Origin of the sequence: Corynebacterium tapiri, from assembly GCF_006334925.1 — a bacterium.
Classification (GTDB): domain Bacteria; phylum Actinomycetota; class Actinomycetes; order Mycobacteriales; family Mycobacteriaceae; genus Corynebacterium; species Corynebacterium tapiri.
Window position 1 is genome coordinate 58,540 of sequence record NZ_VDHJ01000007.1, and the last position, 22,172, is coordinate 80,711.

Below are 22,172 nucleotides of genomic sequence, written 5' to 3' on the forward strand. Positions count from 1 at the left end.
GTTCTAGGCCACAATGGCGCCTATGAGCATTCGCGCCGATTTCCAACCGAGGGTCGATGAGTTCATATCTGACCTGAATGATTTCGCCACCGGGTCTTACCTGCAAGAGGGGGAGACCGACCTGTGGGAGGCCCCTTTTGATGTAGCGGCCTTGCCCAAGGTGAAAAAGACTCTGGAAAAGCTGCTGGACGCTTTTGACGCGGTTCCGGCAGACCCCACAGGTGACGTCCTTAAGAAGGTAGTTGCCTCCGCTTACACGGAACTCGAGAAAATCAATCGCTCCTTTGAGGATGCGGTGATCGAGCCCGAGGAGCGTGCAGCAATTGAGGAACTTGTCTACGACGCCGCCGCAGCAACCGGCGCAGACGACGAGGCTCTGGGGGAGCTGCCAGACTTTGAGTAACCCCGCACGCACCCTGCAGGCAGTCCTGTGGGATATGGATGGCACCTTGGTGGATTCAGAACCGCTATGGGGAAAAGCCACCTACGAACTCGCCGAGATCCTCGGCAACCCGCTCACACCTGAGCTCAGAGCAAAAACTGTGGGAGGCAGCTTCCTCTCCACCCTTGAGGTGTGTGCTGCCAATGCCGGCAAGACTCTCGAAGACATCGACGTCGATTCCCTACGCCGCTTGATGTTTGACCGGATGGCCACTTTGCTCGGCGGAATTCAACCGATGTCAGGGGTTCGAGAACTTCTCGACGATCTTGTACCCCTGCCGATGATGGTGGTAACCAACACGGCCCGCGAATTGGCTGATCCGTGCATCGATGCAGTCGGGAGACAATACTTTGTCGATTCCGTAGCCGGTGACGAGGTTGACCGCCCCAAGCCGGATCCTCAGATGTATCTCACCGCGGCACAGCGAATCGGCGTAGCTCCCGCGAACTGCATGGTCTTCGAGGATTCTTGGCACGGCATGTCCGCGGGAGTAAGCGCAGGCTGTGTCGTTATTGGCTTGGCTGAAAAGGTCCCGGAGGGAGCGACCTCCATTCTGGACTTGAAGGATCGCATCAGCCTTGAGGGGGTGAACTCCCACACTTTATATCGATGGTTCGATAGGCTAGGGAACCGTGAAGAACTTTGATGAGCTTTTTGCCGAGTTGACCCAACGCGCCGCCGAGCGCCCCGCGGGATCTGGAACCGTGGCTGCCTTGGACAAGGGCGTGCATGCCATCGGCAAGAAGATCATTGAGGAGGCGGGCGAAGTATGGATTGCCGCTGAGTACCAGTCTGATGAAGAGCTCGCGGAGGAAATCTCGCAACTCATCTATTGGACTCAGGTGCTCATGGTTAAGCGTGGTTTGAGCCTGGACGACGTCAAGCGCAACCTTTAGCTCACCGGAGGTCATCCGCATGATTAGCATCGCTGTGCCCAACAAGGGCGCACTCTCAGAAGCCGCAAATGAGATCCTGCGCGAGGCGGGGTACAAGCCTCGGCGGGATAAGGCACTCAGCGTCGTCGACGAGGCAAATGGCGTCGAATTCTATTTCCTGCGCCCCAAGGACATCGCAATTTACGTCGCCGCCGGGCACCTCGACCTCGGCATTACCGGACGCGACCTGGCCGGAGACTCCGGCGCCAAGGTGGAGGAGGTGCTCTCCCTCGGGTTTGGGTCCTCCACCTTCCGTTACGCAGCTCCGGCTGGCCAGAGCTGGTCGGTCGAGCAGCTTGCTGGCAAGCGCATTGCCACCTCGTACCCCAACTTGGTGCGCAACGACCTTCGCGCCCGCAACATGGAGGCAAAGGTCATTCGCCTCGATGGAGCAGTAGAAATCTCTATCAAGTTGGGCGTGGCCGATGTCATCGCGGACGTTGTTTCTACCGGCAACACGCTGCGCCAGCAGGGCCTGGTTCCTTTCGGGGAGCCCATCATTGATTCCGAGGCAGTCGTCATTAAGGCCGCGGACAGGGAGCTTTCGCCCGACCACCGCGTGGTGCTGGAACGCATCCGCGGAATTCTCACGGCTCATAACTACCTGATGATCGCCTACAACATCGAGCGGGATCGCCTCTCCGAAGCCACGGAGGTTACCCCCGGATTGTCGGGGCCGACTGTCTCACCGCTGGCACTCGATGATTGGGTCGCGGTGAGTGCCCTCGTTCCAAAGAGCAGGGCAAACGCCATCATGGACGAGTTAGCTTCTCTCGGAGCGAAAGCGATACTGGCTTCGGAATTGAGGATTGCGCGAATTTAGTCGCGGTAGTCGTTACCTTGGTAGGCATGTCTACCCGAACTGAATCGGATCTGTTGGGCTCCATGGAGATCCCGGCAGACGCTTACTACGGAATTCATACTCAGCGCGCCGTCGACAACTTCCAGATCTCGCGTACCCAAACGTCCTCTATTCCGGAGTTCGTGCGCGGCATGGTCACCGTAAAGAAGGCGGCAGCCATCGCTAATCGACGCGCTCACGCCCTTCCGGCTGACATCGCCGAGGCCATCATCTGGGCTTGTGACCAGGTGCTGGAGGAGGGGCGCTGCATGGATCAGTTCCCCATCGACGTGTTCCAGGGTGGTGCGGGCACCTCCACGAACATGAACACCAATGAGGTCATCGCCAACCTGGCGCTGGAGTACCTGGGCCACGAGAAGGGCTCCTATGACATCGTCAACCCCAACGACCACGTCAATCTTTCCCAGTCCACCAACGATGCGTACCCCACGGGATTCCGCCTGGGCCTGCACGCGGCTTTGGGAACCTTGATCCGCCAGTTCGACGAGCTCCAGGCAGCATTCCGGGTCAAGGGCGACGAGTTCTCCGACGTCATCAAGATGGGGCGCACGCAGCTGCAAGATGCGGTTCCGATGACCCTGGGGGAGGAGTTTGGTGCATTCGCCTCCAACCTCGCCGAGGAGCAGGCCGTTCTGGAGTGGGCACAGGAGCGCCTTCTGGAAATCAACCTGGGTGCGACCGCCATCGGCACAGGTGTGAATACGGCTCCGCGCTACCGCGACCACGTGACCTCTGCGCTGCGTGAAATTACCGGGTTGAACGTGACGTCGTCACGCGATCTCATCGAAGCCACGAGCGACACCGGCGCCTACGTGCACATCCATTCCGCCATCAAGCGTGCGGCAATGAAGCTTTCCAAGATCTGTAACGACCTGCGTCTTCTGTCCTCGGGACCGCGCGCTGGCTTCAATGAGATCAACCTGCCGCCGCGCCAGGCAGGCTCGTCGATCATGCCGGGCAAGGTCAACCCGGTCATCCCCGAGGTGGTCAACCAGATCTGCTTCAAGGTCTTCGGCAACGACCACACCGTCACCATGGCTGCAGAAGCTGGTCAGCTTCAGCTCAACGTCATGGAGCCGGTGATCTCCCAGGCTCTGTTCGAGTCCATCCGCATTCTGGGCGCCGGCGCCGATACGCTGCGTGAAAAGTGCGTGCAGGACATCACGGCCAACGCCGACGTGTGCCGCGGTTATGTGGAGCACTCCGTCGGTATCGTGACCTACCTCAACCCGTTCATCGGCCACCACAACGGTGACGAGGTTGCTCGCGAGGCTCTGTCCTCTGGTCGCAGCGTGCGCGAGATCGTGCTTGAGCGGGGGCTCATGGACGAAGACACTCTCAACGAGGTGCTCTCCAACAGCAATCTGATCCACCCCCAGTTCCGGGGACGTCTGTACCTCGAATCCACAGACGAGAGCTAGGGACTTCATTAAACTGGGGGCATGCTCAGTGACGTTGAAATTGCGCAAGCCCACCAGCTCCAACCCATCGATCAGATTGCTCGCGACGCCGGGATCCCGGATGACGCCCTTATTCCCTTTGGCACAACTAAGGCGAAGGTAGACATCACCAAGGTCGGTGAGTCTCACCGAGAGGGCAAGGTCATCCTGGTGACCGGCGTTTCGCCTACTCCGGCAGGCGAGGGTAAGTCCACGACACTGATCGGCCTTACCGACGCGCTCAAGCTCAAGGGCAAGCGCGCAGTCGTTGCGCTGCGCGAGCCCTCCCAGGGCCCTGTCATGGGAATCAAGGGCGGGGCAGCAGGAGGTGGTTACTCCCAGATCGTGCCGATGGAAGACATTAACCTCCACTTCACCGGAGACTTCCACGCGATCGCCGCAGCCAACAACACCCTAGCGGCGCTGATCGACAACCATCTACAGCAGGGAAATTCCCTGGGCATCGATCCTCGCCAGATCACCTGGCAGCGCTGCCTGGACGTCAACGATCGCGCCTTGCGTAACGTTGTCATCGGCCTCGGCGGCAAGGCCCATGGAGTTCCTCGGGAAACCGGCTTCACCATCACCGCGGCCTCCGAGATCATGGCGATCGTGTGCCTGGCCACCTCTCTCGAGGACTTGAAGGAGCGTCTGGGACGCATCACGATCGGTTACACCTACAGCGGTGAGCCGGTATTTGCTCACCAGCTCGAGGCCCAAGGTGCGCTAACTGCCCTGCTCAAGGACGCGATCAACCCCAACCTGGTGCAGACCCTGGGTGGTGCGCCCGCGTTCGTCCATGGCGGGCCCTTTGCCAACATCGCCCACGGCTGCAACTCTGTTCTGGCTACCTCCCTGGCCCGCCGCTTCGGCGACATCGTTCTGACCGAGGCCGGATTCGGCTCCGACCTGGGCGCCGAGAAGTTCTTTGACATCAAAGCCCGCTTCGGTGAGCTCGATGTGGCCGGCGCCGTGGTAGTGACCACGATTCGATCCATCAAGTACAACGCCGGTATTGCCCGCGAGGAGTTGACCAAGGACAACGTCGACGCGGTCCGCGATGGTATTTCTAACCTCGAACGCCACGTGGACAACCTGAAGAAGTTTGGCGTCAAGCCAGTCGTAGCCGTCAACCTGTTTACCTCTGATTCCGACGAGGAACGTGCCTGGCTGCGTTCCTGGGCCGAGGAGAAGGGCGTTGCCCTAGCAGAGTCCGAGGTGTGGGCCAAGGGTGGTGAAGGCGCTCTCGAGCTTGCCGACGCCGTGCTGGACAACCTGGTTGAGGGACAATCCCAGCCCATCTACGACCCAGCCGATGGCATCGAGGCCTCGCTGGAGAAGATCGCCACCACGATCTACCGCGCAAATGGCGTGGAATACAGTGCCCAGGCGCAGAAGGCCCTGGCACAGATCAAGGCGAATGGTTGGGACACGATGCCAGTATGCGTATCTAAGACCCAGTATTCGTTCTCTGACGACCCGAGTCAGCTCGGCGCTCCGGAAGGGCACACCCTGCACGTGCGCGAGCTGGTCCCACGCACGGGCGCCGGTTTCGTCGTGGCCCTCACCGGTGCGGTGATGACCATGCCGGGCCTGCCTAAGGTCCCGTCTGCCAACCACATTGATGTGGACGAGTCGGGGACCATTTCGGGGCTGTTCTAACGCCTAGCCTTCAGCGGCAGACGAGCCCTCTGCGTGTGAGGAGTCTGCCGCTGAACCTGGCCAGCCAGGGTACTCCGGTGGTGTACCGCCAAAGGCCGGGCACAGTTCCTGGAAGCTGCACCAATCGCACAGCTTGGACTGCCGCGGGGCAAACGTGCCCGAGGCACCATCCGCCTGGATCTTGTGCCACAGCTCGGCAAGATCGTGCTCGAAGTACTCCAGCTCCTCCTTCGACGGGGAGAGGAATAGCGAGTCGGCGACTTTGAGGTACATCAGTCGCAATTGGTGAGGGATGGTTCCCCAAAGTCGCCAATACACGAGCGCATAGAAGCGCATCTGAAACTGTGCCTCAGCACTAAAACGGGGAAGTGGTTTCTTGCCCGTCTTGTAGTCGACGACACGGATCTCCCCGGTCGGAGCGACGTCGACTCGATCGATAAACCCACGCACTGGAACACCGTTGGGCAGTACGGTGTTGACGTATTTCTCAATCCCGTCCGCATCGAACCCCTGTGGATTCTCCATCATGAAGTATCCCCTTAAGAGATCGCGGCACTCGACGAAGAAGGCGTACTCATCCTCAATGAGGTCGTTGAGCTCCTCATCCTTTTCGGTCATCTGTGCCCAGTGAGGTTTGAGCATCTTGACTGCAGCGGGAAAGGTTCGCTCAGGACGTGGCCAGCCGTGCATCGTCTCCAAAACGGCATGGACCAAGGTGCCTTTGACCTGGGCGACCGTCTTTGGCTCAGGCAACTTGTCGATGGCTCGGAAGCGATATTTCAGCGGACATTGCTGGTAGTCATTTGCCCGGGAGGGCGAGAGCGCGAGCGGGGAAACAGCCATGCGCCTAGCCTATCGACCACGAGTCAACCCGCGAATTTGCGGGATGTGGAGTTGTCAATCGTGGCACAGTAGAACCTATGAATCAGACGCACGATCTCATCTCCTTCCTCTCTGCTTCGCCGAGCGCGTATCACGCGGCCCGCATCGTCGCGGACCGCCTCGGATTCGATGTCCACGACGAGACGCGGCCACTTCCGGTATCCGAAGGCGGCCACACCGTTGTGCGTGGTGGTGCCGTCATTAGCTACGTAATCCCGGAGAACCCGCGGGGATTCCGCATCATCGGGACGCACACGGATTCCCCAGGCTTCATGCTCAAACCTCAGCCGGACTTCCAGGCGCACGGCTTCGACCAAGTCGGGGTCGAAATTTACGGCGGACCCATCATCAGCTCCTGGTTCGATCGGGATCTCACGGTGGCCGGACGCGTGGTGCTTATCGACGGCACCGAGCACCTGGTCGACCTTGGACCCTGCGTGCGCATTCCCAACCTGGCTATTCACCTCGGCCAGACCGAACTGGATAAGCAAACTCATGTCCAGCCCATCTCGGGTATCGGCCCCATCATGGATGCGGTGGCTGCCCAGCTGGGCGTCGATGTGGCAGATATAGCGGGCCACGAACTGATCACCACCGATGCTCAGCCCGCAGAAGTCCTCGGGGGCTTTCTCTCTGCAGGCCGGCTCGACAATTTGAGCTCGGTACACGCCGGGCTGTGTGCCTTCGAGCGCGCCGCGAAGGACGCCGAAGACATTCTCGTCTTCGCCGCTTTCAATCACGAGGAGGTCGGTTCTTCCACCGCCCAGGGAGCCGCCGGACCGTTCTTGGAGGATGTGCTCACGCGTGTCGCCGAGGGGCTAGGCCGTAATCCGCGGGAAATGTTTGCTGCCTCGAGCTGTGTGTCCGCAGATGCCGCCCACTCGGTGCACCCGAACTATGCGGCTAAGCATGACCCGCACCACCAGCCGATTCTTAATGGGGGTCCGGTGACCAAAATCAATGCCAAACAGCGATATGCCTCGGATGCGGTCAGCATCGCCATGTGGGAGCGGGCCTGTGCAGGTATCCCGCACCAGACCTTTGTGGGCAATAATGCTGTCCCGTGCGGCACGACGATTGGTCCGCTGACTGCCACGCGGTTGGGTATTTCGACCGTGGATGTGGGAGTACCGCTGCTGAGCATGCACTCGGCCCGCGAGCTCGTCGGTACCCAGGACCAGCTGTGGCTCACCGACGCCCTTGAGGCATACTTGATCGGATCTTAAAGGGAGGACTCATCATGGCCTATTCCGGCCCATTTCAGCCCGGCGACAAGGTGCAGCTCACTGACCCGAAGCGTCGCCATTTCACGATCGAGCTCGTGCCCGGCGCGAACTTTCACACGCACAAGGGCATGGTGGCCCACGATGACATCATCGGCTCCGACGAAGGATCCGTCGTCACCTCGACGCTCGGTACGGACTTCCTCTGCTTCCGCCACCTTTTGGTCGACCACGTGTTGTCTATGCCCCGGGGTGCTGCGGTGATCTACCCCAAGGACGCTGCTCAAATCTTGGTGGAGGGCGATATTTTCGCCGGTGCTCGAGTGCTCGAAGCTGGCGCGGGTTCTGGTGCCTTATCCATGTCCCTGCTGCGAGCTGTGGGGGAGAAGGGGCACGTTTACTCCTATGAGTTGCGAGAGGACCACCTGGAATACGCCCGCGACAACGTCAAGGAATATTTTGGTGAGACGCCCAAACACTGGTCACCCCGTTTAGGCGACTTCGGTGAAGTTACGCCCGAGGACCTCGGTGGTCCGGTGGATCGCGTGATCCTGGATATGGTTGAACCGTGGCAGTTCCTGGATACGGTGCGCGAGATCCTCATCCCGGGTGGTGTGTTCATGACCTACGTGGCCACCGTTCCGCAGTTGATGAACATCATGGAGGGCATTCGTGCCCAGAAGTGTTTCACTGAGCCGCGGGCCTGGGAGTCCTTGGTGCGAGAGTGGAAGGTTGAAGGTTTGGCGACGCGTCCGGAGCACCGCATGAACGCCCACACTGCCTTCTTGGTATGGACTCGTCGTCTCGCCGACGGCGTTACGCCGCCTCGCCCCCAGCGGCGCGCACGTCGCTAAACTTAAAAGGCATGTCAACCGATCTCGAGCGCCAGGTACGCAACCTTTCAGCACGCAATCTCAAGCTCACGGAGATGCTTAAGGCCTCCCGAGACAAGCTGAAAGACTTGAACGCTCAGCTGGAGTTTTTGGCCGAGCCATCGTCGACCTACGGTGTCTTCCTCGGTTATTCCGGCCGTGAAGCCGAGGTGTTTACTTCGGGGCGTCGTATGCGGGTGAAGGTTTCTCCCCATGTACACGATGTACCTGTCGGCGCTCGAGTTCGCCTGGGTGAAGGGCTCGTCGTAGTCGAAGACTGCGGTTTCGAGGAAGCGGGGACGGTGACCTCGATCGTCGAAAAAATCGACGAGAATCGAGCGCTTGTGACTACCACTCAGGGCGATGAGACTCTGGTGTGGATGGCTGAACCTCTCAGAGATTCAGCCCGCGCGGGTGATGCCGTACTCGTGGACCTTAAGGCAGCGGTCGCCTACGAGGTCATCCCAAAGACCGAGGTCATGCAGCTGGCTCTGGAAGAGGTGCCGGACGTGACGTTCTCGGATATCGGTGGTCTTGACTCGCAGATTGAAAATATTCGCGACTCGGTGGAGCTTCCGTTCGCTCACCCCGAGCTCTTCCGGGAGTACCGTCTAGCGCCGCCCAAGGGCGTGCTGCTCTACGGCCCTCCCGGGTGCGGTAAGACCATGATCGCCAAGGCCATCGCCCATTCGCTGGGCGGAGATGGGTCTTACTTCCTCAACGTCAAAGGACCTGAGCTGCTCAACAAGTTTGTGGGTGAGACCGAGCGCCGAATTCGCCTGATCTTCGAGCGAGCCCGCGAGCTGTCCGAGGGCGGCAAACCGGTCGTCATTTTTTTCGACGAGATGGAGTCGCTCTTCCGTACCCGCGGCTCGGGTGTCAGCTCTGACATGGAGACCACGATCGTTCCCCAGCTGCTCACGGAGATGGACGGCGTGGAAGACCTCAGCAACGTCATCATCGTGGGAGCAACCAACCGCGAAGAGCTCATCGATCCCGCCATTCTTCGCCCTGGCCGCCTGGACGTGAAAATCCGCGTGGAACGACCGGATAGGGAAGCAGCTCGCGACATTCTTGCTCGCTACCTGACCAGCGATGTACCCCATGTGGGAGACATCGAGGATCTGCTTGATCAGGCCGTCGATAAGCTTTTTGAACCCCGTCCTTTCGTCGAACTCACCCTGGAAAGCCGCCGCACCGAGACCTTGACGTATGCGGACTTTATTTCCGGTGCCATGATCGCCAACGTCGTCGATAGGGCGAAGAAGGCCGCCATCAAGGATCATCTCTCGCAGGTTAGCCAGGCAGGAGTTACCGCTGAACATCTTGCCGACGCAATTCGCGCCGAGCAGGACGAGAGTGAGGACTTGCCCAATACGGCCAACCCGGACGAGTGGAGCCGAATCAGTGGTCGGCATGGAGAACGGGTCATCTCGGCGCGCATCCTCAGTTAGGCTCTAACCCATGAGCAGGTTCATGGGCACGGAGACGGAATATGGCATCGCCACCCCCAGCCACCCCGAGGTCAGCTCGATAATTACCTCGACTCATGCAGTCGTGTCTTACGCGGCGCTGCGTACCGGCGCGCGTTCGCGCTGGGATTATGAGGACGAGAAGCCGCTGGCTGATTCGCGTGGCTTTGATCTGCGCCGTCACCACACCGTGCCGATTATCGAGCCAGATACGGTGGGCATCGCGAACGTGATCACGCCCAATGGCGCGCGCTACTACGTCGACCATGCCCACCCCGAGTACTCCAGTCCGGAGTGCTCGAATGCCTGGGACGCGATGATTTACGACGCAGCGGGGGACTACATCCTCCGGCAATCGATCGCGGACATTGGCGATCTTTGGGAGGACCAGATCTCGGTGTTGCGGTCTCACGACCCGTGCCCGCCGCTGAAGATCTACAAGAACAACGTGGACGGCAAGGGCGCCTCCTACGGCAGCCACGAAAACTACCAGTACTCCCGTCACACGGACTTTGGCACGCTCACCCAGGCGCTTTTGCCTTTCTTTGTCACCCGCCAGGTCATTATCGGCGCTGGACGCATGGGAGTGGGAGAGGCAGGTGAGGTAGATGCCTTCCAAATCTCGCAGCGCGCCGACTACTTCTTCCAGGAAGTGTCGCTGGAAACCACGCTGAACCGCGGAATCGTGAACACCCGTGACGAGCCCCACGCCAATGCCGTGCACTTCTGCCGGCTCCACACCATCATCGGCGATGCCAACCTGTCCCAGTACTCCACGTTCCTCAAGCTGGGGATGACCAAACTGGTCCTCGACGCGATTGAAGCCGGCGTGGATTTCTCGGATTTGCGGTTAAAGGATTCGGTAGCCGAGCTCAAGGCGGTCTCCCACGACACGACCCTGACGCATCAACTCTCGCTTGTCGACGGACGCATGCTCACCGCCCTGGAGATCCTAGCGGAGTACCGGCAGCGCGTGAGAGCTAAAGATCAGGTGGATGAGCGCGTGCTCACGCTGTGGGGAGAGATCCTTGATGACCTCGGCCGGGACCCGCTGAGTACCGCCGACCGCTTGGACTGGACCGCAAAATATGCGTTGCTCAAGCGCTACGTAGACAAGGGTGCCAGCTGGTCGGACGCCAAGCTCAAGCTCATCGATCTGCAATACAGCGACATCGATCCGACCAAGAGCTTGTACCATGCCCTCGTTCGCTCAGGTCGGATGAAGACGCTGGTTTCAGAGGAGACTATTGCCCACGCGGCGGCGAATCCCCCTGAGGATTCCCGTGCCTACTTCCGTGGACGGGTCTGCGAAAAGTTCGGTGACGACATCATCGCCGCGTCGTGGCAGACCGTCGTGTTGAAGTATTCCTCCGGCACCGCGAAATTCCATTTGGATACGGTGGACGAGTTCGACCGCGCTGAGCTGGGAGAGATCCTGGAAGGCTCCACCACCGCCGATGAGCTCGTGGCAAATTTAGAAAAGGCCGGCCACGCGCCGATGTACTATCACACTCATCACGAGCGCGAGCACATCAATCACCCGCACCCGCACTAACTCACCGTTAAGGAGGCGACCACGATGGCACAACACAGCATTCACGGTCATGGGGGATCGGACGACAACGACGACGTCCTCCCCGAGGCTGGCCAGGTTCAGATCTCGGGAGCCGATGACTTGCTCGACGAGATCGACGGCCTGCTGGAAAGCAACGCAGAAGAATTCGTTCGCTCCTACGTGCAAAAGGGCGGCCAGTGACGCGTCGGATAATGGGCGTGGAGACCGAATACGGCATCTCCGGCGCCTTGAGCCCTGACGAGACCGCACGCTATCTCTTCCGCCCGGTTGTCGCGGAGTATTCCTCAACCAACGTCTTTACTCCCAACGCCGGGCGCCTTTACCTCGACGTAGGCGCGCATCCGGAGGTCGCCACCGCTGAGTGCGATTCCATCGGACAGCTCTTGCGCTACGAGCGCGCCGGCGACCATCAGCTCAACGAGCTTGCTCTCCAGGCTGAGCAGGCACTGGCAGCTGAGGGGATCGGCGGCCAGGTGTATTTGTTTAAGAACAATGTGGACTCCGTCGGTAATTCGTACGGCTGCCACGAGAACTACCTGATCAGCCGCGCGGTGGCGTTGAAGGCTCTGGGAAAACAACTACTGCCTTTTATGATCACCCGCCAGCTCATCGCCGGAGCGGGGTTGTACAAGAACGGGCAATTCCGCCTATCTCAACGAGCAGACCAGGTGTGGGAGGGAATCTCTTCGGCCACCACCCGTTCACGCCCGATCATCAATACCCGCGACGAGCCGCACGGAGACTCCACCAAGTACCGACGCATGCACGTCATCGTCGGAGACTCCAACATGGCCGAGTCCACCTTCCTATTGAAGGTAGGTTCTACGCAGCTAGTCCTGGACATGATCGACGAAGGCTGGCCGCTGGACAACGTCGAGTTGGACAATCCCATTGCCCACATCCGCGACATCGCTCTCGACCCCACTGGCCAAACGCTCTTGGACTTGAAGGCCGGGGGAACCATTACGGCACTTGCGGTGCAAAAGCACCTGTGCGAGCGCGCCCAAGCCTTCCTGAGCGAACGAGAACCCGACCCAGACCTGGAGTACGTGGTTGACCTATGGGAACGCGTGATCACGGCCGTGGAAACGCAGGATTTTGCGGCAGTGAGCACTGAGATTGACTGGGTGATTAAGCGGAATCTGCTCCAGCGATACGCCGGACGCGCCAGTGAAGATAAGTTGCGCCAGCTGGATCTGGCGTACCACGACATCCGACCTGATCGCGGCCTTTTCTACGTTCTACAGCGCCGCGGACTCGTCCGACGCCATACCGACGAGGAGGACATTGCCCACGCGGTTGCCCACCCGCCGGCGACAACGCGAGCCGCGCTGCGCGGGCGCATCCTGGCGCAGGCTCGGGAAGCTGGCAAACCAGTCACCGTGGACTGGGTTCGGATGCGGGCGGGAGAAACTCAGGTAGAACTTCTCGATCCATTTGCTACGGACGAGGAACACATCGCCGGGCTGTTAAAGGAGCTGTAGGTGGAGCAACACAACGCCGACATCCTCTACCGCCAGACAAATCTCGCATTCGCGCTGCTTGATGATCCACGCGCCCGTAGTTGGGAGTGGATTCGCACCCACGTTGACGGCTACCAAAAGCTCGATCGTCGAACGATCCAGCGCGACGTCCAACAACTCCACGAGGCAGGAGTTCCGCTGGTCAAACGGGACGGAGGTGTGGCTATTCGCCATGATGACTACGAGCTTGCCCCCGTCCGCTTCACTCCTGCCGAGGCAACAGTGGTCGGCCTCGCCGGAGATCTTGGCCGCGCCGGGCAGCTGGCCGCATTCGCACGCTCGGGCTGGACAAAGTTAGCGGCTGCCGGAGCCCAGAAGAATCTTGAGTTGCGCGACCCCTACGCGTCTTTCGACGATTCCACCATTCTCGACCCCGCCACGCTCACGACTGTGCTCAAAGCGATTAGGCGTAGTCGCAGTGTCACGCTTGATTACCGTCGATCACCGGTAGACGAACCGCAGCGGCGCTCGCTTGATCCGTGGGGTTTTGTCCCGCTTAGCGGGCGCGTGTACTTGGTGGGATTCGACCTCGAGCGCGACGCTCCGCGCAGCTTCCGTGCAACCAAGGTTTCCGCCGTCGAGCTCAGCGAAAACCCCATCCAGCACCCGCCGGTTGAAGATCTTTTCGACGTCGTTCGGGGCTCGCTGTCTAAGGCTCGCACGGACGCTCGACTGCTGGTGGGCGAGGACTATCACGATCAGTTTGGGCCAGCGGTTGATGGGGTCGTCGAGCTACGAGATGTCGACCGCGAGGCGCTCATCCGCGCGGTAGCCAGTACGGATGTCGACGTCACCGTGAACGCACCCGAAGATGTAAAACAGGACGTCATTGCGCTTTTGCAGGAGGCAGTCCATGACTGACCGTCGAGCCGACCTCGTACGTGCCCTCAACCTCATTCCGTATTTCCGTTCGCACCCGGACCACACGCTGCTGGAGGCAGCAACGAACTTGGGTATGGACCACAAGCAGATGGTCAGGGACCTCCAGCGACTGCATACCTCGGGCGTGGGCACGCACACCGAAGAGCTCATTGACCTCACGTTCAACGCCAATCGCACGTCAGTAGAGATCACCGAGGATCAGGGGTTGACCAAGCCGCTGCGACTGACGCAGGTGGAGGCAGCAGCGTTGTTGCTGTCCCTGGAACAGTTGGCACCCTATGTGGACGATCGCGCAGCAGTGGATTCTGCTGCCCAGACTCTGCGCACTCTGCTCGGCGGTGCTGCGCGCGGCGTGGTCACCTCCGAAGTAGGTGAAGGGGGAGAGGCCACCGTATCGGATCAGTCAACAACTGCGCAGGTCCGCACCGTCAATACCGCGCTGCTGACTAAACGACGCCTGAAGATTGCCTACTATTCGGAGTCCTCCGGTTCGGTCACCGAGCGCACGATCGATCCCGTTCGCCTCTTCTTTGCCTCCGGCTTCAGCTACCTACTCGCATGGGACCTCGAACGGGACGACCACCGTACTTTCCGCCTGGATCGCATCCAGGAGGCGGTGCTTCTCGACGACAAAGTCTCCCGCCACCCAGCGCCCAAAAAGCCTTCCGGGGTGAAGGGTGAAAATGGCCCCTTCAGCTTTCACAATCAGGCTGAGGTCGAGGTTGCCCGGACGGCGACGTGGCTGGCGGATTACCATCCCATCACGCTGCATTCCGCAGACGATGATCCTGCTGCTCCCATGGTACCGGGCACGCTGTCGTACGGCAGTGATGAGTGGCTGGTACGGTTCTGCCTGAGCAACGCCGACCGACTCCGATTGGTGTCTCCAACATCACTCGCCCAAGAGGTCTCTCGTCGAGCAAAAGAGAGACTTTCCCGATATGCTGAATCAATCTCTGAGCAACGTTAGGAAAGGTAGTTAACTCATGAACCTCGGGCCTATGGAAATCGGTCTGATCCTGCTGATCATCCTGCTTCTTTTCGGAGCTACCAAGCTTCCTAACCTGGCTCGTTCCGTGGGACGTTCCGCCCGCATCTTCAAGTCGGAGATGAAGGAGATGAACAACGAGAACAAGCCTGCTGCACCTCAGGCACAGTCTGAGGACTTCTGGGACCGTCCGGAGAACCAGCCGCGCGCAATCGATAACCGCCCGGCAAACCCAACGACCGAAGTGCGCTACCAGCCGCAGCAGCACAACGAGAACCCGCAGGCTCGCTAAGAAATACGTAGGGTTCTGCTGCTTTTATGTCTGCCAAACGTTCGCGATCGGCAGCTGCCAAGGCGCCGAGCGCCCGGGCGCGTCGAAAAGCAAATCCCACCGGGGACATGCCCCTGGTGGAGCACCTTAAAGAGCTACGTCTCCGCCTCATCTACTCGGTACTCGCGTTCTTCGCAGCGGGAGTATTGGGCTTTATCTGGTATCAAACCGCACCTCCTGGGATTGCTCCGCTCGGAGAGATCATGCGTGGGCCTTATTGCAGCCTGCCCCCAGAGTTCCGCGCCGACTTCACCGGTGATGGGGAATGCCGCCTATTGGCGACGAGTCCATTTGAGATGTTCCTACTTCGCCTGCGCGTGAGCGCCCTGGTGGGCATCATTTTGTCCTCGCCCATCTGGCTGTATCAGATCTGGGCATTTATCACTCCTGGCTTGCATAAGAACGAGCGTCGGTGGACGTTCACCTTCGTTTCCCTGGCCGTCATCCTCTTTGTCACGGGCGCGGTGATGGCCTACTTCGTCATCGACATGGGCCTGTACTTCCTGCTTACTATCGGTGAAGAGGCCCAGGTCGCGGCTCTCACCGGTAAGGAGTATTACGGCTTCGTTCTGGCCTTCGTGGTGATCTTCGGCGCTTGTTTCGAGGTGCCCTTGATCATCGTGATGCTCAACATTCTGGGGATCCTGGAGTACCGCTCAGTGCGCGGAAAGCGCCGGATCATTTGGGTCATCACCTACGTGATCGCAGCTCCCATTAGCCCAGGCGGCGATCCGTTCTCCATGCTCGCACTGGGCACGAGCGTTGGCCTACTCATCGAGCTCGCCTTCCAATTCTGCAAGTGGAACGACAAGCGTAGGGGAGTCTCGCTTGACGACGATCTTGCCGACCTCGACGACGAGAAGGCCTCCGAGCTGGACTACCAGCCCGAACCGATCGAGCCGGCTAATCCCACGGCACCGGTGACTAAGGCTAACTTCGACGACGTACTCTAGAGGGCATGTCCCTTCTCGACGAGTTCGTATCTCACTTGTCTTTTGAGCTGGATGATTTCCAGCTCCAAGGTTGCCGTAGCGTGCAAGACGAGCGCTCTGTGCTCGTCTGCGCGCCAACCGGTGCAGGTAAGACGATCGTGGGAGAGTTTGCCGCCGCAGTTGCTTTGCGCCAGGGAACCCGGTGTTTTTACACCACTCCGATTAAGGCACTGAGCAATCAGAAGTTCCATGATCTCGTCACGGATCACGGCGAGGACGCGGTGGGGCTGCTTACCGGGGATGTTTCCATCAACCCCTCCGCACCGATCGTGGTCATGACCACCGAGGTCTTGCGCAACATGATCTACGCGTCCTCCGGGTCTCTGGATCGCCTTACGCATGTGGTGATGGACGAGATCCACTTCCTTGCTGACCGAGACCGGGGAGCTGTGTGGGAGGAGGTGATCCTCGGATTGGAGGATCACGTCCAACTGATCGGGTTGTCGGCGACTGTGTCGAACTCGGAGGAGTTTGGCGAGTGGTTGCGGACCGTTCGTGGTGACACCGACATCGTCGTATCTGATCACCGTCCCATTCCGCTCGACCAGCACATGATGGTAGGTCGACGCGTCTACGAACTCTTTGAGCCCGGCAGCGACCGGGTCAACGGCCAGTTGCTCAGCAAGATTGAACGGGTCGAACGTGCAGAAGATCGTTTTCGTCCCCTTGGCCGCCCCGAGGTCATTAGCGTGTTGCGCGATCGGGACATGCTGCCGGCCATCACGTTCATCTTTTCGCGTGCAGGCTGCGACGGCGCGCTCTTCCAGTGCCTGCGCTCGCAGCTAGTCCTCACTACCTCGGAGGAGTCGGCATTAATTAAGGAGCTTGTCGACGACGCAGTCGCCGACATTGACCCGGAAGATCTGCAGGTCCTGCGCTTTACGCAGTGGAGGGCAGCTCTTATGCGGGGGTTCGCGGCTCACCACGCGGGCATGCTGCCTGCTTTTCGACACATCGTCGAGAGGCTCTTTGTTCGCGGCCTGCTCAAGGCAGTTTTCGCCACGGAAACTCTGGCCTTGGGGATCAACATGCCGGCGCGCACCGTCGTGTTGGAAAAGCTGGTGAAGTTCAACGGAGAAACTCACGCCGACCTCACTCCAGGGCAATACACCCAGCTCACTGGGCGTGCTGGGCGACGCGGCATCGACCACATGGGTAATGCCGTCGTGCAGTGGGCACCCGCGCTCGACCCCCGGGCGGTGGCAGGATTGGCTTCGACCAGGACGTATCCCTTGGTTTCTACTTTCGCCCCGGGATACAACATGGCGATCAACATGGTGAAGATGAACGGTCGTGAAGAGTCTCTGCGCTTGATTGAGAAGTCCTTCGCACAGTTCCAGGCGGACGCCTCCGTGGTCGGCGACGTACGCGCGATAGAGAAGGAAAGCCAGGTCGTTGACTCGCTAGAGGATGCCCTGGATAACCGGATCCGTGAACTGGCCGTCCCAGGTGGCCGTGCCGACATCGTGGACTACGTGCAACTGCGGCAACGCCTCAGCCGAGAGGAGCGCGAAGCCAAGCAACGTGCCAGCACCGAGCGTAAGAAGGAGGTCGTGGCTGTCCTGGGCAAGCTCCAGGTGGGTGATGTGATTGCCCTAGCGGGGCCAAAGCGCCCCCAGCTCGCAGCGGTGGTCACACCAGCATCCCAGCCCCATGACCCCCGCCCCTGGATCACTACTGAAAAGGGATGGTCCGGTCGGATCGACGCCAGTGGCATCGCAATCCCGCCGATCACCATTGGTCGCATTCGGGTGCCCAAGAACGTGCGCAATCACCCGCGGCGTAATACACGCATGATTACCGCAGAGTTGCGCCGCGGACACTTCGAGCGCCCCAAGTCGATGAAGGCTCGTTCTCGCGTCTCCTCCAAGATCAAGAATCAGATCCGGGAACACCCGGTGCATGCGTGGCCGGTCTCGGACCGGGAGGAACTCGCCCGGCTGGCGCTGGAATACTCCCAGGCAAAGTCCACCCTGGACGCGCGCAAGGCCACGGTCTCTCGGGCCAAAGACACGCTCGGATCCCACTTTGACCGCATCCTCGGTTTGCTCAGCGAGATGGATTATGTCGAGGTTGAAGCAGGCGAGTACCAGGTCACCGAGGAAGGGGAGAGGCTAGCGCGAATCCACGCAGGCTCAGACCTGCTCATCGCTCAATGCCTCAAGCGGGGGGTTTGGGACAATCTCGACCCTGCGGAGCTCGCGGGCGCGGTGTCGACTTGTGTATTCGAAAACCGCAAGGCCCTGGCAGAAGGCGAGGTTGATGTCCCCACCGACGCAATGGCGGCAGCGATTACCCACACCCAGCGTGTCTGGGGCGAGTTGGCCTCAGACGAACGACGCCACCGGCTACCACTTAGCCGGGAACCTGATCCGGCCTTTGCTACTGCCGCGCACCAGTGGGCCGCCGGTGCTCCACTGGGGTATTGCCTGCAAGCGGCGGCGCACGGAGGCGCCGAGCTCACTCCTGGAGACTTTGTCCGTTCCTGCCTTCAGCTCAATGATGCGCTCGAGCAGGTTGCTAAAACTGCTTACACGGATGAGGTACGTCGAAACGCGCGCAAAGCTATCGGCGCGATCTCCCGCGGAGTCGTCGCGGTAAGTGCCTAAGCATTTTACGGTGCTCCTACACTGGCGGGTATGGAAAAGAAGTTTGCAGAACGTATTCGCCGCGCCCAGGAACTCGTCGCTAACCAGGAATGGGGCGGACTCGTCGTTGGTACCGGGCCGGAGCTGGCCTACTTCATCAATAGCTGGACCAGCTCGCATGAGCGACTAACTGCCCTGGTTATTTCGGCTAGCTCGGCAGTGGTGATCGCCCCCATAACCGATGTGGCTCAGTTGGAGCGCGAAGTGGGTTCGGATGTGGAGATCAGGAGCTTCCGCGACGGACAAGACCCATACGCTATGGTCGCGGAACTCGTGGGCCGTGGCCAGATTGGGCTCGGATCCTCCCTCAGCGCACCGCACGTTTTGGGCATCCAGCGTGCCGTCGCAGGGGAGACCAGTCTGTTGCCGGCCGGACTGTTCCAGGTCAAAGAGGATGAGGAAATTGCCTTTTTGCGGGAGGCCGCAGAGGCTATCGACGCAGTACACGCCCAGGTTCCGGCGCTGCTACGAGCAGGTCGTACGGAGCGGGAAATCGCCGACGAGCTGCACGAACTCATCCTGAAGGAGCACGTTGAGGTCGACTTCGTCATCGTTGGCTCGGGCCCCAACGGTGCGGATCCCCACCATTCTTTCTCCGATCGAGTGCTCCAACCCGGCGATCCCGTGGTCATCGATTTGGGAGGGCGCATGCCCTCTGGATATCGCTCGGACTGCACCCGTACGCACGTTGTCCCGGGTGGAAATCCCCCTGCTGAGTTTGAACGCGCATATGAGGCTGTGCACAAGGCCTACCGGGCGGCCATTGACGCCGTTCGCCCTGGTATCCGCGCAGAAGAACTCGACGCGGTAGCGCGCGAGATCATCGAAAGCTACGGCCTTGGAGAGTATTTCACTCACCGTTTGGGCCACGGCATTGGTATGTCAACGCACGAGGAGCCCTACCTTCTTTCTGGCAATGAGCAGGAGATCGCCCGCAACATGGCGTTCTCTATTGAGCCTGGAGTGTACGTGCCAGGGGAGTGGGGCGTGCGGATCGAAGACATCGTCGTGGTAGCAGATGAGGCCATTCGCTTGAATCTTCAACCAACCAAGCGCTAGTATGTTGACATGAACACTACCGCGCTCTTTGTCGGCCACGGCAGCCCGATGAACGCCATTCAGGACAACGAATTCACCCGTACCTGGAACAACATCGGGCAATCGCTTGCTCCGCGCGCAATTGTCTCCGTTTCAGCCCACTGGTACACCCGTGGCACGGGTGTCACTGCCATGACCAACCCGAAGACGATCCACGACTTCTGGGGCTTTCCCGCTGAGCTCAACGCAGTCCAGTACGAGGCTCCTGGTGATCCGGAGATTGCAGAGCTCGTCAAGGATGTAGCCAAGCCCACACTCGTGCATTCTGACCATGAGTGGGGACTGGACCACGGAACGTGGTCCGTGCTCAAACACATGTTTCCCGAGGCAAAGATCCCGGTAATCCAGGTTTCCATCGATGCCACCAAGCCCTTCGAGGAGCACGTGGCGTTGGGGACCCGTCTGGCCAAGCTAGCGACGGACAACAACGTGCTCATCGTCGGCTCCGGAAACGTCGTGCACAATCTCTCACTCATGGACTGGCACGCAGAGAACCAGGGCTATTCCTGGGCCGAATCTTTCGATGAGGCAGCACGCGACATCATGGTGACCGACCCGTCGCGCCTACCAGCTCTGATGAGTCACGAAGCGTTCGAACGCGCTGTGCCGACTCCGGATCACTTCCTCCCGCTGGCCTACGTTGCGGGTGTGTCGGCAGCAACGGAATCTGCCGACATTTCCACCTTTAACGAGGAAAGAACGATGGGATCGCTGTCGATGACGGGGTACCGTGTAACAGCATGAGCATTCTCCTCCTCGGCGCAACCAGTGACATCGGCACTCAGCTGCTCGACCTATTAGCGCCGGGAGAGGACGTCGTCCTCGCCGCCCGAAACCCCGAGGCAATTCCGGAGCCTAAACGGGCACGCAGCTCGCATCGCATCGCCTTTGAGGCCACGGATCTGGCCTCGCACCGGCAAGTTGTGGAGGAGGCCGAGCGCCTGGCCGGTCCCATCACCACCGCAATCGTGGCTTTCGGCATCTTGGGGGACCAGACTCGTGCGGAAAGCGACGAAGCGCATGCAGTAGAGATCGCCACCGTCGACTACACGGCGCAGATCTCAATGCTGACCGTCCTGGCAGACACCATGATCTCCGGGCGAATCATTGCTTTCTCATCGATCGCCGGGTGGCGCGCACGCAGGGCCAACTATGTGTACGGCTCAACCAAGGCTGGCCTGGATGCGTTTTGCCAAGGCCTGGCTGACCGGCTGCACGGCAGCGAGCTCGAGCTCTACATCGCCCGCCCCGGATTTGTCATCGGGTCCATGACTGAGGGAATGAGCCCTGCGCCTCTTTCGGTGCGCCCCCGCGACGTGGCCGAGGCCATCGTCGACCGTTTGGGCAAGCCTGGGACCATTTGGATCCCGCGCCGCCTAGCCGTTCTGGCTGCAGTCATGCGTGTTGTGCCGCGCCCCATCTGGCGTCACATGCCGCGCTGAGACACCTCGTATTCTCCCTCGCCAGTGGCCTCATAGTCCACGTAAGCGCCATGCGGCCGGCCACAACCGATGGAACAACCCACGAAGTGGGTGCGCTCATCCACTCCGGTAGCCGCTAGTTGCAGTGCATCCCTACGCACGTCACTCACACTAAACCTGCAGCCAGAGCCCACGCAGGCAGTGACCAAGGAAAGCGTGCTGTTCTGATCAAAGCTAATGCCCAGCGGAGCCAGAACGCGCACCACCGCCTCGGCCACACCCTCCTCCAGGTCATGAAGGACGATCGCGCGCGTATGCGTCACGCTGACGTCCGTTTCTAACGCCTGGATCATCTGAATGATCTGCTCGCTTAGCGTGCCTAACGGGGGCATTCCAGCAATGCTGACTCGCCCGTCTGGTTGCTCAATCCACCCCAGACGAACCGGCGACGTCGGCGCAGAATCGGCAGCGCCTTCCAACCGGCTTAGGCTCTCCACAGCCGACGAGTGATTCAGCTCACCGGATACTCCGTGTACCGTCGCACACTCGCCGCGAACGGTCATGGCGTGTGCCGCGCCGTGGCCAAGAGCGTCCCCGGAGCCGTCGTCAAGCGCGACGAGGGGAGCTCCCACCGGCAAGCGCTTCGCTACCTCACGCGCCAACTGGGCACAGACAGGGGAGTGAGGCGAAGCGATGACAGCAGCCTCCGGCCACATTGGCTCGGCGAGCTCAGCCGTGTCGACCCCACGGATCTGGACGTTGCCCCGGGACGTGATATGCAACCGGCCGTCCCCAGCCTGCGCCATTCGCACCAGGTGAGCCCATTCTTTAGCGCTAAGCCTGCCACCTGGAATGGCTACTCGCGCAGTCGTACCATCGGCGGAGCTGATCAAATCCATAGTGGGCAATTCTAGTTAGGCTAAA

Annotated in this window: 22 protein-coding genes; 20 read left to right on the plus strand and 2 right to left on the minus strand. The window is 60.2% G+C overall.

The genetic code is table 11. The features are described 5' to 3' along the window. Positions 1-22: 22 nt before the first annotated feature. The 6 genes from FHE74_RS05805 to FHE74_RS05830 are packed head-to-tail and all read left to right on the plus strand — an operon-like array spanning position 23 to position 5,340. Complete coding sequence (locus FHE74_RS05805) at positions 23-403, plus strand: hypothetical protein (protein WP_139465566.1); 381 nt, start codon at positions 23-25, stop codon at positions 401-403. Next, positions 396-1,088: an HAD family hydrolase gene (locus FHE74_RS05810; protein ID WP_281279399.1), complete on the plus strand. Its 693-nt coding sequence runs from the start codon at positions 396-398 to the stop codon at positions 1,086-1,088. The genes FHE74_RS05805 and FHE74_RS05810 overlap by 8 nt, the downstream gene beginning before the upstream one ends. Continuing rightward, positions 1,075-1,338 carry a phosphoribosyl-ATP diphosphatase gene (locus FHE74_RS05815; RefSeq protein ID WP_139465567.1) on the plus strand — a complete coding sequence of 88 codons (264 nt, stop codon included), beginning with the start codon at positions 1,075-1,077 and terminating at the stop codon, positions 1,336-1,338. The genes FHE74_RS05810 and FHE74_RS05815 overlap by 14 nt, the downstream gene beginning before the upstream one ends. A gap of 19 nt (positions 1,339-1,357) precedes the next feature. Next, a complete protein-coding gene (hisG, locus tag FHE74_RS05820; RefSeq protein WP_139465568.1) occupies positions 1,358-2,200 on the plus strand; it encodes an ATP phosphoribosyltransferase in 843 nt (280 codons plus the stop codon). Between the two features lie 26 nt (positions 2,201-2,226). Further along, positions 2,227-3,660: an aspartate ammonia-lyase gene (gene aspA, locus FHE74_RS05825; protein ID WP_139465569.1), complete on the plus strand. Its 1,434-nt coding sequence runs from the start codon at positions 2,227-2,229 to the stop codon at positions 3,658-3,660. A 21-nt stretch (positions 3,661-3,681) separates the two neighbouring features. After that, complete coding sequence (locus FHE74_RS05830) at positions 3,682-5,340, plus strand: formate--tetrahydrofolate ligase (protein WP_139465570.1); 1,659 nt, start codon at positions 3,682-3,684, stop codon at positions 5,338-5,340. A 3-nt stretch (positions 5,341-5,343) separates the two neighbouring features. Here FHE74_RS05830 and FHE74_RS05835 read toward each other — a convergent pair whose 3' ends face one another. Beyond that, a complete protein-coding gene (locus FHE74_RS05835; RefSeq protein ID WP_139465571.1) occupies positions 5,344-6,183 on the minus strand; it encodes a RecB family exonuclease in 840 nt (279 codons plus the stop codon). A gap of 77 nt (positions 6,184-6,260) precedes the next feature. On the opposite strand from FHE74_RS05835, the gene FHE74_RS05840 reads away from it, so the two are divergent. From FHE74_RS05840 to FHE74_RS05905, 14 genes are read left to right on the plus strand one after another with little or no spacing between them, the layout of a single operon-like run. Further along, positions 6,261-7,448 carry a M18 family aminopeptidase gene (locus FHE74_RS05840; RefSeq protein ID WP_139465572.1) on the plus strand — a complete coding sequence of 396 codons (1,188 nt, stop codon included), beginning with the start codon at positions 6,261-6,263 and terminating at the stop codon, positions 7,446-7,448. Between the two features lie 14 nt (positions 7,449-7,462). After that, a complete protein-coding gene (locus FHE74_RS05845; protein ID WP_139465573.1) occupies positions 7,463-8,299 on the plus strand; it encodes a tRNA (adenine-N1)-methyltransferase in 837 nt (278 codons plus the stop codon). A gap of 11 nt (positions 8,300-8,310) precedes the next feature. Continuing rightward, complete coding sequence (arc, locus tag FHE74_RS05850; protein ID WP_139465574.1) at positions 8,311-9,771, plus strand: proteasome ATPase; 1,461 nt, start codon at positions 8,311-8,313, stop codon at positions 9,769-9,771. 10 nt (positions 9,772-9,781) lie between these two features. Next, on the plus strand, positions 9,782-11,344 hold the full coding sequence (gene dop / locus FHE74_RS05855) for a depupylase/deamidase Dop (RefSeq protein WP_139465575.1): 1,563 nt from the start codon (positions 9,782-9,784) through the stop codon (positions 11,342-11,344). A gap of 24 nt (positions 11,345-11,368) precedes the next feature. After that, positions 11,369-11,545, plus strand: coding sequence for a ubiquitin-like protein Pup (locus FHE74_RS05860; protein ID WP_139465576.1), 177 nt, complete (start codon positions 11,369-11,371; stop codon positions 11,543-11,545). Between the two features lie 11 nt (positions 11,546-11,556). Further along, positions 11,557-12,849 carry a Pup--protein ligase gene (pafA, locus tag FHE74_RS05865; protein WP_139465635.1) on the plus strand — a complete coding sequence of 431 codons (1,293 nt, stop codon included), beginning with the start codon at positions 11,557-11,559 and terminating at the stop codon, positions 12,847-12,849. Next, complete coding sequence (locus FHE74_RS05870) at positions 12,850-13,749, plus strand: helix-turn-helix transcriptional regulator (protein ID WP_139465577.1); 900 nt, start codon at positions 12,850-12,852, stop codon at positions 13,747-13,749. It abuts the gene before it with no gap. Further along, on the plus strand, positions 13,742-14,740 hold the full coding sequence (locus tag FHE74_RS05875) for a helix-turn-helix transcriptional regulator (protein ID WP_139465578.1): 999 nt from the start codon (positions 13,742-13,744) through the stop codon (positions 14,738-14,740). Before FHE74_RS05870 ends, FHE74_RS05875 begins: the two co-directional genes overlap by 8 nt. A 16-nt stretch (positions 14,741-14,756) precedes the next feature. After that, a complete protein-coding gene (gene tatA, locus FHE74_RS05880; RefSeq protein ID WP_139465579.1) occupies positions 14,757-15,050 on the plus strand; it encodes a Sec-independent protein translocase subunit TatA in 294 nt (97 codons plus the stop codon). Between the two features lie 26 nt (positions 15,051-15,076). Beyond that, positions 15,077-16,042 carry a twin-arginine translocase subunit TatC gene (gene tatC / locus FHE74_RS05885; protein WP_246049205.1) on the plus strand — a complete coding sequence of 322 codons (966 nt, stop codon included), beginning with the start codon at positions 15,077-15,079 and terminating at the stop codon, positions 16,040-16,042. A 5-nt stretch (positions 16,043-16,047) separates the two neighbouring features. Continuing rightward, a complete protein-coding gene (locus FHE74_RS05890) occupies positions 16,048-18,690 on the plus strand; it encodes a DEAD/DEAH box helicase (RefSeq protein WP_139465580.1) in 2,643 nt (880 codons plus the stop codon). 30 nt (positions 18,691-18,720) lie between these two features. After that, positions 18,721-19,788 carry a M24 family metallopeptidase gene (locus FHE74_RS05895; RefSeq protein WP_139465581.1) on the plus strand — a complete coding sequence of 356 codons (1,068 nt, stop codon included), beginning with the start codon at positions 18,721-18,723 and terminating at the stop codon, positions 19,786-19,788. Between the two features lie 9 nt (positions 19,789-19,797). Then, entirely contained in the window at positions 19,798-20,571 is a 774-nt protein-coding gene (gene ygiD / locus FHE74_RS05900; protein WP_139465582.1) for a 4,5-DOPA-extradiol-dioxygenase, read from the plus strand. Beyond that, the gene (locus FHE74_RS05905; protein WP_139465583.1) at positions 20,568-21,269 is read left to right on the plus strand and encodes an SDR family oxidoreductase; all 702 of its coding nucleotides are present in this window, start codon (positions 20,568-20,570) and stop codon (positions 21,267-21,269) included. The genes ygiD and FHE74_RS05905 overlap by 4 nt, the downstream gene beginning before the upstream one ends. Here FHE74_RS05905 and FHE74_RS05910 read toward each other — a convergent pair. Next, on the minus strand, positions 21,254-22,147 hold the full coding sequence (locus tag FHE74_RS05910) for a hypothetical protein (protein ID WP_139465584.1): 894 nt from the start codon (positions 22,145-22,147) through the stop codon (positions 21,254-21,256). The two genes, FHE74_RS05905 and FHE74_RS05910, sit on opposite strands and share 16 nt — an antisense overlap. Positions 22,148-22,172: the final 25 nt, after the last annotated feature.

Coding starts and splice junctions, on each gene's coding strand:
- FHE74_RS05910 (WP_139465584.1), bottom strand. CDS start 22,147: ATGGATTTGATCAGCTCCGCCGATGGTACGACTGCGCGAGTAGCCATT.
- FHE74_RS05830 (WP_139465570.1), top strand. CDS start 3,682: ATGCTCAGTGACGTTGAAATTGCGCAAGCCCACCAGCTCCAACCCATC.
- FHE74_RS05860 (WP_139465576.1), top strand. CDS start 11,369: ATGGCACAACACAGCATTCACGGTCATGGGGGATCGGACGACAACGAC.
- FHE74_RS05840 (WP_139465572.1), top strand. CDS start 6,261: ATGAATCAGACGCACGATCTCATCTCCTTCCTCTCTGCTTCGCCGAGC.
- FHE74_RS05875 (WP_139465578.1), top strand. CDS start 13,742: ATGACTGACCGTCGAGCCGACCTCGTACGTGCCCTCAACCTCATTCCG.
- aspA (WP_139465569.1), top strand. CDS start 2,227: ATGTCTACCCGAACTGAATCGGATCTGTTGGGCTCCATGGAGATCCCG.
- FHE74_RS05835 (WP_139465571.1), bottom strand. CDS start 6,183: ATGGCTGTTTCCCCGCTCGCGCTCTCGCCCTCCCGGGCAAATGACTAC.
- tatA (WP_139465579.1), top strand. CDS start 14,757: ATGAACCTCGGGCCTATGGAAATCGGTCTGATCCTGCTGATCATCCTG.
- hisG (WP_139465568.1), top strand. CDS start 1,358: ATGATTAGCATCGCTGTGCCCAACAAGGGCGCACTCTCAGAAGCCGCA.
- ygiD (WP_139465582.1), top strand. CDS start 19,798: ATGAACACTACCGCGCTCTTTGTCGGCCACGGCAGCCCGATGAACGCC.
- FHE74_RS05895 (WP_139465581.1), top strand. CDS start 18,721: ATGGAAAAGAAGTTTGCAGAACGTATTCGCCGCGCCCAGGAACTCGTC.
- FHE74_RS05845 (WP_139465573.1), top strand. CDS start 7,463: ATGGCCTATTCCGGCCCATTTCAGCCCGGCGACAAGGTGCAGCTCACT.
- dop (WP_139465575.1), top strand. CDS start 9,782: ATGAGCAGGTTCATGGGCACGGAGACGGAATATGGCATCGCCACCCCC.
- FHE74_RS05805 (WP_139465566.1), top strand. CDS start 23: ATGAGCATTCGCGCCGATTTCCAACCGAGGGTCGATGAGTTCATATCT.
- tatC (WP_246049205.1), top strand. CDS start 15,077: ATGTCTGCCAAACGTTCGCGATCGGCAGCTGCCAAGGCGCCGAGCGCC.
- arc (WP_139465574.1), top strand. CDS start 8,311: ATGTCAACCGATCTCGAGCGCCAGGTACGCAACCTTTCAGCACGCAAT.
- FHE74_RS05890 (WP_139465580.1), top strand. CDS start 16,048: ATGTCCCTTCTCGACGAGTTCGTATCTCACTTGTCTTTTGAGCTGGAT.
- pafA (WP_139465635.1), top strand. CDS start 11,557: ATGGGCGTGGAGACCGAATACGGCATCTCCGGCGCCTTGAGCCCTGAC.
- FHE74_RS05905 (WP_139465583.1), top strand. CDS start 20,568: ATGAGCATTCTCCTCCTCGGCGCAACCAGTGACATCGGCACTCAGCTG.